At 69.7% G+C, this 13,214-nt stretch carries 13 protein-coding genes and 1 tRNA gene; 12 read left to right on the forward strand and 2 right to left on the reverse strand.

Annotated elements, in window-relative coordinates; genetic code table 11:
• Nucleotides 1-141: 141 nt before the first annotated feature.
• The 9 genes from OG247_RS34800 (at nucleotide 142) to OG247_RS34840 (ending at nucleotide 6,287) form a co-directional block, all read left to right on the forward strand.
• On the forward strand, nucleotides 142-732 hold the full coding sequence (locus OG247_RS34800) for a hypothetical protein (RefSeq protein WP_327255937.1): 591 nt from the start codon (nucleotides 142-144) through the stop codon (nucleotides 730-732).
• 78 nt (nucleotides 733-810) lie between these two features.
• Nucleotides 811-885, forward strand: a tRNA-Trp gene (locus tag OG247_RS34805).
• Between the two features lie 43 nt (nucleotides 886-928).
• Entirely contained in the window at nucleotides 929-1,561 is a 633-nt protein-coding gene (locus OG247_RS34810; protein ID WP_327255938.1) for an MBL fold metallo-hydrolase, read from the forward strand.
• Between the two features lie 30 nt (nucleotides 1,562-1,591).
• The gene (locus tag OG247_RS34815; RefSeq protein WP_327255939.1) at nucleotides 1,592-2,371 is read left to right on the forward strand and encodes an exodeoxyribonuclease III; all 780 of its coding nucleotides are present in this window, start codon (nucleotides 1,592-1,594) and stop codon (nucleotides 2,369-2,371) included.
• A 70-nt stretch (nucleotides 2,372-2,441) separates the two neighbouring features.
• Nucleotides 2,442-2,882: a DUF6278 family protein gene (locus OG247_RS34820; protein ID WP_327255940.1), complete on the forward strand. Its 441-nt coding sequence runs from the start codon at nucleotides 2,442-2,444 to the stop codon at nucleotides 2,880-2,882.
• A 126-nt stretch (nucleotides 2,883-3,008) separates the two neighbouring features.
• On the forward strand, nucleotides 3,009-3,752 hold the full coding sequence (locus tag OG247_RS34825) for an amino acid ABC transporter ATP-binding protein (RefSeq protein WP_327255941.1): 744 nt from the start codon (nucleotides 3,009-3,011) through the stop codon (nucleotides 3,750-3,752).
• 11 nt (nucleotides 3,753-3,763) lie between these two features.
• Complete coding sequence (locus OG247_RS34830) at nucleotides 3,764-4,741, forward strand: glutamate ABC transporter substrate-binding protein (RefSeq protein WP_327255942.1); 978 nt, start codon at nucleotides 3,764-3,766, stop codon at nucleotides 4,739-4,741.
• A gap of 17 nt (nucleotides 4,742-4,758) precedes the next feature.
• Nucleotides 4,759-5,403: an amino acid ABC transporter permease gene (locus tag OG247_RS34835; protein ID WP_327255943.1), complete on the forward strand. Its 645-nt coding sequence runs from the start codon at nucleotides 4,759-4,761 to the stop codon at nucleotides 5,401-5,403.
• Nucleotides 5,400-6,287 carry an amino acid ABC transporter permease gene (locus OG247_RS34840; protein WP_327255944.1) on the forward strand — a complete coding sequence of 296 codons (888 nt, stop codon included), beginning with the start codon at nucleotides 5,400-5,402 and terminating at the stop codon, nucleotides 6,285-6,287. Before OG247_RS34835 ends, OG247_RS34840 begins: the two co-directional genes overlap by 4 nt.
• A 56-nt stretch (nucleotides 6,288-6,343) precedes the next feature.
• Here OG247_RS34840 and OG247_RS34845 read toward each other — a convergent pair whose 3' ends face one another.
• Both OG247_RS34845 and OG247_RS34850 read right to left on the reverse strand, forming a co-directional pair.
• Nucleotides 6,344-7,951: a CocE/NonD family hydrolase gene (locus OG247_RS34845; protein WP_327255945.1), complete on the reverse strand. Its 1,608-nt coding sequence runs from the start codon at nucleotides 7,949-7,951 to the stop codon at nucleotides 6,344-6,346.
• Between the two features lie 124 nt (nucleotides 7,952-8,075).
• Nucleotides 8,076-9,290, reverse strand: coding sequence for a L,D-transpeptidase (locus tag OG247_RS34850; RefSeq protein WP_327255946.1), 1,215 nt, complete (start codon nucleotides 9,288-9,290; stop codon nucleotides 8,076-8,078).
• A gap of 217 nt (nucleotides 9,291-9,507) precedes the next feature.
• On the opposite strand from OG247_RS34850, the gene OG247_RS34855 reads away from it, so the two are divergent.
• The 3 genes from OG247_RS34855 (at nucleotide 9,508) to OG247_RS34865 (ending at nucleotide 13,212) form a co-directional block, all read left to right on the forward strand.
• Complete coding sequence (locus OG247_RS34855; RefSeq protein WP_327255947.1) at nucleotides 9,508-10,683, forward strand: lipid II:glycine glycyltransferase FemX; 1,176 nt, start codon at nucleotides 9,508-9,510, stop codon at nucleotides 10,681-10,683.
• An 89-nt stretch (nucleotides 10,684-10,772) separates the two neighbouring features.
• Nucleotides 10,773-12,446, forward strand: coding sequence for a murein biosynthesis integral membrane protein MurJ (gene murJ / locus OG247_RS34860; protein ID WP_327257740.1), 1,674 nt, complete (start codon nucleotides 10,773-10,775; stop codon nucleotides 12,444-12,446).
• A gap of 82 nt (nucleotides 12,447-12,528) precedes the next feature.
• The gene (locus OG247_RS34865) at nucleotides 12,529-13,212 is read left to right on the forward strand and encodes a response regulator transcription factor (protein WP_327255948.1); all 684 of its coding nucleotides are present in this window, start codon (nucleotides 12,529-12,531) and stop codon (nucleotides 13,210-13,212) included.
• Nucleotides 13,213-13,214 lie beyond the last annotated feature (2 nt).

Here is a 13,214-nt window from a genome sequence, read left to right on the forward strand (position 1 = left end):
GATCAACCTAGAACAGCCCACTGACAACGCCAGAAACTGCAGGTCACGACAGATGCGAAGAGAACGCCGGCACTCCGCGCCTACGATGGAGGGACCCATTCCTCCCCGGGCCGAAGCCCCGAGCATCCTGGAAGAGATCCGGTGACCCCGCCCACCCTGCCCCGCCAGGCCCCGTCCCCCGACGAGCGGCCCGGCGCACCGACCCCCACCGAGGACCGCAAGCACGTGGTGCGGCGCCGCTGGATCACCGCGATCATCATCCTGCTGCTGGTCGGCGTCCCGGCGGGCTACCTCGCGGTCTCCGCCCAGCAGAGCCGCCAGAGCGGCCGCGACAAGGCCTCCAAGGTCGGCGCGGCCAAGGTGCGCCCCGGCTGGCCGTCCAAGGTGCAGCGCAGCATCTACGAGGTGCCGATCCCGCCGAACGCCTGGCGCGTCGGGTTCCTGGAGACCAACAACTGGCGCACCAGCCGGCTGTACACGCAGTTCGCGGTCGTCCCGGGCGACCTGGACGCCTTCCTGTCCTCCGTCGGCACCAGCCGCGACCGGCTGACCCCCGGGTCGTCGATCTCCGCGCACGACACCGAGGTCGCCGGCTGGAGCTGGACGCCCGAGATCAAGTGGCTCGGGACCACCCTCGAAGCGGACGACCCGCGGCCCACCCGGGACATCACCGTCGACCTCACGGACCCCCGCGTCTCCAAGGTGTACGTGGTCTCCACGACGGTCCCGTAGCCGGCACCGCGCGCCGCCTCCTCACGGATGCTGCCCCTCACGGATGCCGTCCCTCACGGATACGGTGGTGCCGGGGGCGGAGCCGTAGCGCAGAGGTCGTCGCGCGCGGTCTCCAACATCGCGAGGACGCCGGTTCGAATCCGGTCGGCTCCGCCTTCCCGCCCTGTCGGGCCCACCGCGGGGCTAGCCTTCGATCATGAAGCTCACCAAGCGGCTGCACTCCTGCGTCCAGCTGGAGAAGGACGGGCTCGTGCTCGTCATCGACCCGGGCGCCTTCAGCGAAGCGGACGCCGGCCTCGGCGCCGACGCCCTGCTCGTCACCCACGAGCACCCCGACCACTTCGAGGAGGGCCGGCTGCGCGCCGCCCTCGACGCCAACCCGGCGGCGGGGCTGTGGACCCTGCGCAGCGTCGCGGAGAAGCTCGCCCCCGCCTATCCGGGCCGCGTCCACACCGTGGGCCACGGGGACACCTTCACCGCGGCCGGCTTCGAGGTCCAGGTGCACGGCGAGCTGCACGCCGTGATCCATCCGGACATGCCGCGGGTCACCAACGTCGGCTACCTGGTCGACGGCTCGCTCTTCCACCCCGGGGACGCGCTGACCGTGCCGGACGCCCCCGTGGACACGCTGATGCTCCCCGTGCACGCCCCGTGGAACAAGATCGGCGAGGTCGTCGACTACGTCCGCGCGGTCAAGCCGCGCGTGGCCATCGACATCCACGACGCCTACCTGGCGGACATCGCCCGCCCGATCTACGACTTCACCCTGAACGCCCTCGGCGGCTCCCCGCACACCCGACTCACCGCCGGGGACACGGCCGACCTTTGACTGTCGGTGCCGGGCGGTAGGTTGGACGGCATGCGTATCGCCACGTTCAACGTCAACTCGATCACCGCCCGGCTGCCGCGCCTGCTGGCCTGGCTGGAGTCCTCCGGCACGGATGTCGTGTGCATCCAGGAGACCAAGTGCTCCGCGGAGCAGTTCCCGTACGAGGAGCTGCGCGCGCTGGGCTACGAGTCGGCCGTCAATGCCACAGGGCGGTGGAACGGCGTGGCCCTGCTTTCCAAGGTGGGCCTGGAGGACGTGGTCGTGGGGCTGCCCGGCGGGCCCGACTACGAGGGGGTCCAGGAGCCCCGCGCCATCTCCGCCACCTGCGGCGGGGTGCGCGTCTGGTCGGTGTACGTGCCCAACGGGCGCGAGGTCGAGCACGACCACTACGGCTACAAGCTGGACTGGTTCCGGTCCCTGTCCGCCGCCATCGCGGAAGACGCGGCGGGGGAGCGCCCGTTCGCGGTGCTCGGCGACTTCAATGTGGCCCCGACCGACGAGGACGTCTACGACCCGGCGGTCTTCGAGGGCCTCACGCACGTCACCCCGGCCGAGCGGGCCGCCCTGGAGCAGCTGCGGGCGGCCGGGCTCTCGGACGTCTTCCCGCGCGCGCTCAAGTACGACCGGCCGTACACCTTCTGGGACTACCGGATGCTGGCCTTCCCGAAGAACAGGGGCATGCGCATCGACCTGGTCTACGGGAACGAGGCCTTCGCCAAGGCCGTCACCGACTCCTACGTGGACCGCGAGGAGCGCAAGGGCAAGGGCGCCTCCGACCACGCGCCGGTCGTCGTCGACCTGGACCTTTAGCGGCCCCCGATCTGTCACAGTCCGCGCGCGTCCTGTCGCCCGTCGCGGATCCTGGTGTCAGGCTGGGCTCATGAACATCCCTTTCCTGGCCAACTGGATCAATCGACACGAAACGGAACCGGGTGCGGGACTCGCCGCGGCCCTCGCGGACGATCCCGAGGGCATCAACGAGATGTTCGCGGAATGCGAGATGCTGCGCGCCCACGCGCGCTCGGCCGGGCTCGAACTCGACGAGAGCCCGCGCTCGTTGGAGGAGATCGACCAGCTGATGCCGCGCTGGCGCCGGGATCCGGAGATCACCCCGTGGCTGGGCAACGACGCGGGCTTCTACCTCGGGACCGTGATCATCCGTTCCGTTCCGGGCGCCGCCTGGCAGGTGTGGCCCAACGGCCAGCCCATGATCCGGCTGGCCTCGGGCCGCGAGCTGAACGTGGTCGAGTCGGGGGTCTCCTGGGCGATGACGGGATCTCCCGAGCTCAGTCAGGCCTACGCCGAAGCCTCGGAAGGCTGAGATGGCCACGTAAGGCTGACCTCGCGTGCCTTTATGCGGCTTTTAGGCGTGTCGCGGTGAAGTGCCCTTCCGCGGCTGGATAGTTTGCGCTGACCTCGACACACCGACAAGTGGGCAGGGCAGCGTATGGCCGTCGATCCGTTGATCGAGCTGCGGGACGTCAACAAGCACTTCGGACAACTGCACGTCCTCCAGGACATCAACCTCACCGTCGGCCGCGGGGAGGTGGTGGTGGTCATCGGCCCCTCCGGCTCCGGGAAATCGACCCTGTGCCGGGCGATCAACAGACTGGAAACCATCGAGTCGGGCACGATCACGCTCGACGGCCAGCCGCTGCCGGCCGAGGGCAAGGAGCTCGCCGCGCTCCGCGCGGACGTGGGGATGGTGTTCCAGTCCTTCAACCTCTTCGCGCACAAGACGGTCCTCGCCAACGTCTCCCTCGCCCAGATCAAGGTCAGGAAGCGGAAGAAGGAAGAGGCGGACAAGCGCTCCCGCGAGCTGCTGGAGCGGGTGGGCCTCGCGAACCAGGCGGAGAAGTTCCCCGCCCAGCTCTCCGGCGGCCAGCAGCAGCGCGTGGCCATCGCCCGTGCGCTCGCCATGAACCCCAAGGCCCTCCTCTTCGACGAGCCGACCTCGGCCCTCGACCCGGAGATGATCAACGAGGTGCTGGAGGTCATGCAGCAGCTCGCCGCGGAGGGCATGACCATGGTCGTGGTCACCCACGAGATGGGCTTCGCCCGCTCCGCCGCCAACCGCGTCGTGTTCATGGCCGACGGGAAGATCGTCGAGGACCGGACCCCGGAGGCCTTCTTCACCGCCCCGGAGAGCGACCGGGCCAAGGACTTCCTCTCCAAGATCCTCAAGCACTGAGGGGCGGCCCGATGAGACAGCTTCCGACGAACGCCCCGCGTACGCGGCGGGAAGCCCCGCGCACCCGGGTGCGAGCCCCCCGGGCCCGGGTCCTGCCCGCCCTCGCCGCCGCCCTCGTCCTGCTGGGCGCCCTGGCCGGCTGCGGCAAGTCCGGCAGCCCGCCGGTCAAGGGACCGCAGCCCGAGGACCTGCCCGTCTACCAGGTCAGGGCCGGCTTCCAGCTGCCGGACTCCCCGACCTGGGAGAAGGCCAAGAAGCGCGGCCACCTCGTGGTCGGCGCCAAGGAGGACCAGCCGTACATGGGGGAGAAGGACCCCGCGAGCGGCCGCTACTCCGGCTTCGACATCGAGATCGCCAAGATGATGTCCGCCTCGCTCGGCTTCGACCCCAAGACCGTGGAGTTCAAGACCATCGCCTCCGCCAACCGCGAGACGGCCCTGCAGAACGGCCAGATCGACTACTACGTCGGCACCTACACGATCAACGACAACCGCAAGAAGCAGGTCGGCTTCGCCGGCCCCTACTTCATGGCCGGCCAGTCCCTGCTGGTGCGCAAGGGGGAGACCGAGATCAAGGGCCCCGAGGACCTCGACGGCAAGAAGGTCTGCTCGGCCGCCGGCTCCACCCCCTACCAGCGGCTCCAGAAGGAGTTCCCGCGGGCCGTCCTCGTCGCCTACGACACGTACTCGGTCTGCGTGGACAACCTGCTGACCTACCAGGTCGACGCCGTCTCCACCGACGACTCCATCCTCCTCGGCTACGCGGCCAAGGTCCCCGAGGAGCTCAAGGTGGTCGGCAAGCCCTTCTCCGAGGAGCCCTACGGCATCGGCGTCCCGCGCTCCGACAACGCGCTGCGCTTCGCGCTCGACGACGCCCTCGCCGCGAACGAGAAGAACGGCAACTGGAAGAAGGCCTACGAGGCCACGCTCGGACTCTCCGGCCAACCCGCCCCGACACCGCCCGCCATCGACCGCTACCCGGCGAGCTGAGGGGAGAGCGCAGCGCCATGGACGTACTCACCGAAAACTTCTCGCTCTACGGGAAGGGCTTCCTCGGCACCGTGGAACTCACGGTCTACGCCTCCCTCCTGGCCCTGGTCCTCGGCTTCCTGATGGCCTCCTTCCGCGTCGCCCCCGTCGGCTCCTTCCGGGTCTTCGGCACCGTCTGGGTGACCATCCTGCGCAACACCCCGCTCACCCTGCTCTTCTTCGCCGTCCTGCTCGGCCTGCCGCGCTTCGGCCTGGTCCTGCCCTTCGAGCTCTTCGCGGTGCTGGCCCTGGGCTGCTACACCTCGGCCTTCGTCTGCGAGGCCCTGCGCTCCGGCATCAACACCGTGCCCAAGGGCCAGGGCGAGGCGGCCCGCAGCCTCGGCATGTCCTTCGGGCAGACCCTGGGCACCGTCGTGCTGCCGCAGGCCTTCCGGTCCGTCATCCCGCCCATCGGCTCCACGCTGATCGCGCTCGCCAAGAACTCGGCGATCGCCGGGGCCTTCAGCGTCACCGAGCTGCTGGGCACGTACAAGACCCTCAACGAGCTGGGCTACAGCATCATCTGGACCTTCGTCTGGATCGCGGTGGGCTACCTGATCATCACCCTGTCCATCAGCGCGCTGTTCAACGTGCTCGAAAAGCGCTACGGAGTCGCCCGATGACCGCGCACGCGCTCCACGGTGACCTGGAGTCCACCGCCCTCTACGATCTGCCGGGCCCGCGCGCCCAGCGCCGCCACTTCTTCTACGGGATCGCCTCGACGGCCGTCATCCTCGCTCTGCTCGGCTGGCTGCTCTACCTGCTCTTCGACACGAACCAGTTCACCGCCGCCAAATGGAGCCCCTTCACCTACAAGGGCATCCAGGAGCTGCTGCTCAAGGGCCTGTGGAACACCCTCAAGGCCTTCGCCTACGCCTCGGTGCTCTCGCTCCTGCTCGGCGCGGTGCTCGCCACGGGCCGGCTCTCGGTGCACCGGCCGGTGCGCTGGTTGTCCACGCTGTGCGTGGAGTTCTTCCGGGCCATGCCGGTGCTGGTGATGATCTTCTTCATCTTCGTCGCGCTCAAGGTCCAGCCGCTGCCCGCGCTGGTCGCCGGACTGACCCTGTACAACGGCTCGGTGCTGGCCGAGGTCTTCCGGACGGGCATCAACTCGGTGGAGAAGGGCCAGCGCGAGGCCGCGTACGCCCTGGGCATGCGCAAGACCCAGGTGATGAGCTACATCCTGGCCCCGCAGGGGGTCCGGGCGATGCTGCCCACGATCATCAGCCAGCTCGTGGTCGCACTGAAGGACACCTCGCTCGGCTACCTGATCACCTACGAGGAGTTCCTGCACGCGGGCAAGCTGATCGCCTCCAACCTCGACTACGACCTGCCCTTCATCCCGGTCGTGATGATCATCTCGCCGATCTACATCGGGATGTGCATGCTCCTGTCCTGGTTCGCCACCTGGGTGGCCCGGCGCGAGCGCCGCAACCCCAAGACGAAGGCGGTCGACATCGACATCGACGTGGCCGACCCCGGAACGGCGCTGCCGGGCCGGATCTGACCCGCGGGGCGAAAGGCCCCCCCCAGAGCCACACCCGGCCCGGCAGCAGCCGCGGATCACTGCTCGCGCAGCGGCACCGAGACGTACGAGGGATCGGTGCGCGGCGAGGAGAAGGTCAGCTGCCCGCCGGTCGGGTTGTGCTCGATGTAGAGCGGGTCGACGGTGTCGACGACGACCGCGAGGCGGTGCCCGGCCGGGACGTCGTAGGCGGTGGAGAAGAGCTCCAGGTCCACGCCGAAGGACTGGCCGGCCGGCTTTCCGTGGAAGGTGTACGGGGCGTTGCTGATCAGCTTCCCGATGCCGAGCGGGCCCACGTCGTAGAGGTACGCGACGAAGGTGCCGTCGGACTTCGAGGGCGTGACGGTGGTGTGCAGCCTGACCGTGCCCCGGACGCGGCGCTCCTCCTGGTAGCGCGGCGACTGCCAGACGGCGGCGAAGGCACGGGGGAGCAGCGGGATGGAGGCGATGGGGGGCGCCTGGGCGATCTGGTCGAGCAGGCTGGAGAGCATGACGATCCCGCCGTTGGCGCCGGAGTCGATGCCGGTGAAGAGGTGCTCGCTGTCGGAGAGCATCAGCTTCTCGGAGCCGCCGTCACCGACCGACTTCCAGTCGGCGTAGCCCTCGTACCCGCCGTCGCTGCGGGGCTTGATCTGGACCGGCGCCTCGGCGTCGACGCCGTTGGCCGCGCCCTTGAGGTAGCGGTCGAACCAGCGGTGGGCGTTGGTCCAGGTGTCGTTGGGCAGTCCGAGGAGCCCTGTCAGTTCGGCGGTGGCGTGGTCGCCGGGGCGGAACTCCAGGCGCTTGGGGCCGGTCAGCTTCTCGAAGAACTTCGCGTACTGGTTGGGCGGGAAGATGGTGTCGCCCCACGCGTTGCCGAGCATGATCGCGGCGCCGTTGGCGTTGATCGCGTCCACCTTCTCGGCGGCGGAGCGCTTCTTGCCCCACTCGATCATCTGCGGTTCCTTGTCCAGCTTCGAGCCGAGGAAGTCGCCGAGGATCTGCTGGAGTTCGGGGCCGGGGCGCCCCGTGAGGAAGCCGGCGCCGCCGAGCAGCGCGGCGGCCTGGAGGTGCTGGGTGCGGCCGGAGTAGATGGACTCGATGAGATCGGCCCAGCCGCTGAGCGCGACCACGGCCTTGATGCGCGGGTCGCTCGCGGAGGCCAGCAGGCTGATGCCGGCGCCGTACGAGACCCCGCCCGTGCCGATGTGAGCGGCGTCGGCCGGGGTGTTGGCGAGGGCCCAGTCGATGACGGCGGAGACGTCGGCGATGTCCTTCGGTCCGGCGGTCTCGATCTCGCCGCCGGAGAGCCAGAAGCCGCGGGAGGTGTAACTGACCACCACGTAACCGGAGTCGGCGAGCTTCTTGGCCTGGGCGATGTATTCGATCTGCGGCATGCCCCAGCTGGTCGGCAGCACGATCAGCGGGTACTTCGCGCCGGCCCCGGCGCCCGCCGGGGTGAAGACGTTGCCCTTGAGGGTGATGCCGCCGGAGCCGGGGATGTCGTGGAAGGTGACGCCCGACCGGGCTTCCGGGGCTGCCGGGACGGCGGCGGTCGTGCGGGCGGGAGCCGCCTGGGCCTGATGGGGGGCCAGGCCCAGGGCGGCTGCTGCCAGTACGGCTGCCATGGCAGTCGCGGTGCTGGTGGTGCGGAGGGTACGGACCATCGATCGCTCCTCGCGTGTGCCGGGGTGTCAAAGTGACCCGACGGTAACGGGAGGGGCTTACCGGAAGTAACCCATGAGTAAGTTACGTGCCGGTAACGATTGAACGATGGTCAGCCGGCGCGGGTCAGCCGACCTGCGGGGCTCCGGCGGCGGCGCTCTTGGCCTGCCACTGCTCCCAGGTCAGGTTCCACTCGCCGTAGCCGTTGCCGATGTCCGGGTTGCCCTTGGATCCCTGGCCCACGACCTCGAAGGGGTCACCGACCTGGGCCGATCCGAAGAACGCCTTGGCGTTCTCGTCGCTCATGCCCACACAGCCGGAACTGGTGTTGGCGCGGCCGAAGTTGGCGGTGTTCCACGGGGCGGCGTGCACGTACATGCCCGACCAGGTCAGCCGGATCGAGTAGTCGACCATCTTGTCGTAGGAGTCGCCCAGGCCCACCGTCTGGGAGTCCATCCGGATGGTGCCCTCCTTGGCCATCATCACCATCTTGCCGTCCCAGGAGGCCTTCTTGCCGCCGGGGGTTCCGGCGGAGATCGGGACGGTGCCGGCCGCCTGGCCGTCCTCGGTGACCGACATCTTCCTCGTGTCGAGGTTCACCTTGATCAGGCGCTCCTTGCCGATCTTGAACTCGGTGTTGTAGTCCTTGACGAACATCCCGCCGCCGGGGCCGGAGTCGACGCCGTTCAGGTTCATCTGGACCTTCACGTCGGTGCCGGACTTCCAGTACTCCCGGGGGCGCCAGTCCACCCGGTCCTTGCCCGAGTAGTCCGTGATCCAGCCCCAGGAACCCTCGGTGTTGTTCGAGGTGGTGACCTTCAGCTGCTTCTCGACGGCGGCCTTGTCCTTCACCGGGTTGTCGAAGACGATCGAGACCGGCATGGCCACACCCACGGTGCTGCCCTTGGGTATGTTGATCGAGACCTTGTTCACCTTGTCGGGGGCCGAGGTCTTGAAGGTCGTGGTCGCGCTCTGGCTGTCCGTGTTCTGCGCATCGACCTTGTACTCGGCCGAGGGCAGGGCGTTGCCCTGGGAGGTCCAGGTCTTGCCGTCGGCGGATATCTGCCCGGCCAGCTCCCCGCCCTTGGCGTCCGTCACCTTCACGGTCGCGAGCTTGCCCTCGGCGATCGTGACGGTCACCGGCTGACCCGCCTTGACCTGGTCACCGGTGAGGTTCACCGAGACCGCCATGGCCGGCTTCTCCTTCATCTCCGCCTTGGCTCCGCCGCCCGCCGCGGCACCACCGCCGCCGCAGGCCGCCAGTGAGGCGGCCAGCAGTGCGGTGCCGGCCGCCACGGCGGTGCGGCTGCGTACAGAGAAGACCCGGCGTGTGCGGCTCAACGAAAACCCCTCCGAAGTAATGATCGTCCGCAAAAGGAGATGCGAACGGAACGACTCTAGGTTGCGGGAGGTCGGGAAAAGTTCAGGATTTCCCTTGTGACATAGACCGCAGCGATACGGTCATCGTCCGGTCACAATCGCCGCGCACCACGGTCATGGACACCTGTGAGAGTCCTGTGCATCCACCGATTCGGACGTACGGGAAGGCCGGTCAGCCATGTGCGCACTGCTCGTGACACCCACCCAGCAGTACCAGACCCGGAGTCGGGACCGGGAGCTCGCCGTGCGCTCCCTGTCCGAACCGGAATACCAGGCATTCCTTTCCAAGCATGGCCGGGCCAGCTTTCTCCAGTACCCGTCCTGGGGCGGCGTAAAGGACCTTTGGCGGTCCGAAAGGGTCGGATGGCACTACCCCGGGGGTGAAATGGAAGGCGCCGGACTCGTTCTCTACCGTCAATTCCCCGGCACCCGCAAATACTTCGCCTACCTCCCCGAGGGGCCCGTCGCGGACTGGGCGGACCCCGACATCGACCGCTGGCTGACCCCCCTCAAGAACCACCTGAAGGCCTCCGGCGCCTTCGCCGTGCGCATCGGGCCCACCCCCGCCTACCGCCGCTGGGACGCGGCCACCGCCAAGGCGGGCACCGGCCCGGGCCGGCAGATCTCCGACGTGCTCGCCACCGAGGTGGACCCGGTCGGAGCCGCGCTCGCCGACCGGCTGCGCACCCGCGGCTGGAAGCGCTGCGGAGGCGAGGACGACGGCGACGCCCAGCCCCGCCACGTCTTCCGCGTCCCACTCGCCGGGCGCACCCTCGACGAACTGTGGTCGGGCCTGAACCAGGAGTGGCGGCGCAATGTGCGCAAGGCCACCAAGGCGGGGGTCGAGACGGTCGTCGGCACGGCCGCCGAGCTGCCCGAGTTCTACCGGCTGTTGCGCATCACCGAGGAGCGCGACGGCTTCCGGCTCGGCCGCTCGCTGGCGTACTACCAGCAGCAGTACGAGGTCCTGAACGCCGAGGAACCCGGCCGCATGCGCCTCTACCTGGGCGTTCACCAGGGCGAGATCCTCGCCGCGCACACCATGATCGTGGCCGGCAGCCGGGTCTGGTACCAGACGGGCGCCTCCGCCGACCACCGTCGCGAGGTCCGCCCCAGCAACGCCCTGCAGTGGCGCATGATGTGTGACGCGCATGCACTCGGAGCGGACGAATACGACATGCGCGGGGTACCCTCCACCCTCGACCCCGACGAACGTTCTTTCGGGCTGCTGCGCTGGAAGCTCGGCACCGGCGGACAGGTCGTCGAAACCCTCGGCGAGTGGGAGACCTCCATGGACGGATACGCCAACACGGCCCTCTACAAGGCGTTCCAGGCGTACATGGCCCGCCGGTGACCCTCGCAGACCCCAGAGCGGCCGGCACCCCGGCCGCGGAGGACACCGCCGCCGAAGCGGCGACAGGAACCGTCGCCGCCGAGGCCGCGATCGAGAACGGCACCGGCCGCGCGGCACCGAAGAAGACCTCGGTGCTGCGCAGCGGCGCGCTCATGGCCGCCGGCTCGATCGTCTCCCGCGCCACCGGCTTCATCCGCTCCGCCGTGATCGGCGCCGCCCTCGGCACCACCCTGCTCGGCGACGGCTACGCGGTCGCCAACACCGTCCCGAACATCCTGTACATCCTGCTCATCGGCGGCGCCCTCAACGCCGTCTTCGTGCCCGAGCTGGTCCGCGCCGCCAAGGAGCACGCGGACGGTGGCGCCGCCTACACCGACCGGCTGCTCACCGTCTGCACGGCCGCGCTGGTGGTCCTCACCGCCGCCGCCGTACTGGCCGCCCCGCTGATCGTCTCGGCGTACACCGGCTACAGCGGCGGCCAGGAATCCACGACCGTGGCCCTGGCCCGGTACTGCCTCCCGCAGATCCTGTTCTACGGGCTGTTCACCCTGCTCGGGCAGGTGCTGAACGCCCGCGGCCGGTTCGGCGCCATGATGTGGACCCCGGTCCTCAACAACCTCGTCGTCATCGCGGTCTTCGCGCTGTTCCTCGCAGTCGCGCAGGGCAATCAAGGGGGCGCCGGGACCCTGAGCACCTCCGACACCCGGCTGCTGGGCATCGGCACCACCGCCGGCATCGTCGTCCAGGCCCTCGGGCTGATCCCCTCGCTGCGCGCCGCCCGCTTCCGCTGGCGCCCCCGCTTCGACTGGCGCGGCAGCGGACTGGCCCGCCCGCTGCGCAACGCGGGCTGGCTGGTCATGCTCGTCCTGACCAACCAGATCGCGTACTGGGTCGTGACCCGGCTCTCCACCGCCACCGGCGAGCACGCCGTCGCCGAGGGCCTCGCGGGCGGCGCCGGCTACCTCGCCTACAGCAACGCCTACCTGCTGTGGATGGTCCCGCAGGGCATCGTCACCGTCTCCCTCGTCACCGCCCTCATGCCCCGGATGAGCGCCGCCGCCGCCGACGGCGACCTCGGACGGGTGCGCGCCGACGTCTCCTACGCCCTGCGCTCCACCGCCGCTCTCGTCGTCCCGGCCTCCGCGCTCTTCGCGGCCCTCGCGCCCTGGGTGATCGGCGCCGTCTTCGAGCACGGCCGCACCGGCTCCGCCGACGTCGCCGTCATGGCCGGCATGCTCGCCGCCTTCGCACCGGGCCTGATCGCCTACTCCGCGCAGTACGTCCTCTCCCGCGGCTTCTACGCGCTGTCCGACACCCGGACCCCCTTCTTCCTCAACCTCGTCATCGCCGCCCTCAACGCCGGGCTCTCGGCCGCCGCGTACCTCCTGCTGCCGCCGCGCTGGGCGGTCACGGGCATGGCCGCGGCCTGCTCGATCGCCTTCGCCGCGGGCGCGGCCGTCACCGCGTACGTCCTGTCCCGGAGGCTCGGCCCGCGCACGGGCACCCGTACGGAACGCCGGAGCACCGCCGTACGGACCCACCTGCGGCTCCTCGCCGCCTGCGCCCCGGCGGCCGTCGCCGGGTACGCCGCCGCGCGCTCCGCCGACCACGTCGCGGACCTCCCCGGGATCCTCGGGAACATCACCGGGGCCGCGGCGGGAACCGCGGTGATCGTCCTCGTCGTCGTACTCCTCGCCCGCCCCCTGCGGATCACGGAGATCACCGACCTGCTGGCCTCCGTTCGGCGCAGAACCGGCCGCTAGACCCAGCCGGACCCCGCTCCCGGCCGCCCATATCGGCCGAAAGCGGGAGGGGACCGATCGACGACCCTGGAATACTGACCCGATGCCACGCGTACTGCTGATCGAGGACGACCCTTCCATCAGGGAGGGCGTGGGTCTCGGCCTGCGCCGCAGAGGCCACGACGTGAGCGCCGCCGAGACCGGCGAGGCCGGACTCGAACTCATGGCGAGCTTCCACCCCGAGCTCGTCCTGCTCGACCTCATGCTGCCCGGCATCAACGGCGTCCAGGTCTGCCGCCGGATCCGCGAGAACAGCCAGGTCCCGATCATCATGCTCACCGCACGCGGGGACGACTTCGACATAGTCGTCGGCCTGGAGGCCGGCGCCGACGACTACATCGTCAAACCCGCCCGCACCGAGGTCATCGAAGCCCGCATCAAGGCCGTGCTGCGCCGCCTCAGCGAGCCCGCGGGCGGCCGCCCCGACGTGGAGTTCCACGGCGAGCTGGCCGTGGACCGCGCCGGGCTCACCGTCGCCAGGAACGGCGAGCGCCTCCCCCTGGCCCCCAGCGAGATCAAGCTCCTGCTGCACCTGTCGGCCTCGCCCGAGCAGGTCTTCTCCCGCCAGCAGCTCCTCGAATACGTGTGGGACCACAGCTACCACGCCGACGCCCGGCTGGTGGACGCCTGCGTACGCCGCCTGCGCCACAAGATCGAGGACCCCGACGGCGTCCCCCGCTACATACAGACCGTGCGCGGCTTCGGCTACCGCTTCGGTCCGCTGTAAGC

The organism is Streptomyces sp. NBC_01244, assembly GCF_035987325.1.
In the GTDB taxonomy this organism is placed as follows: Bacteria; Actinomycetota; Actinomycetes; order Streptomycetales; family Streptomycetaceae; genus Streptomyces.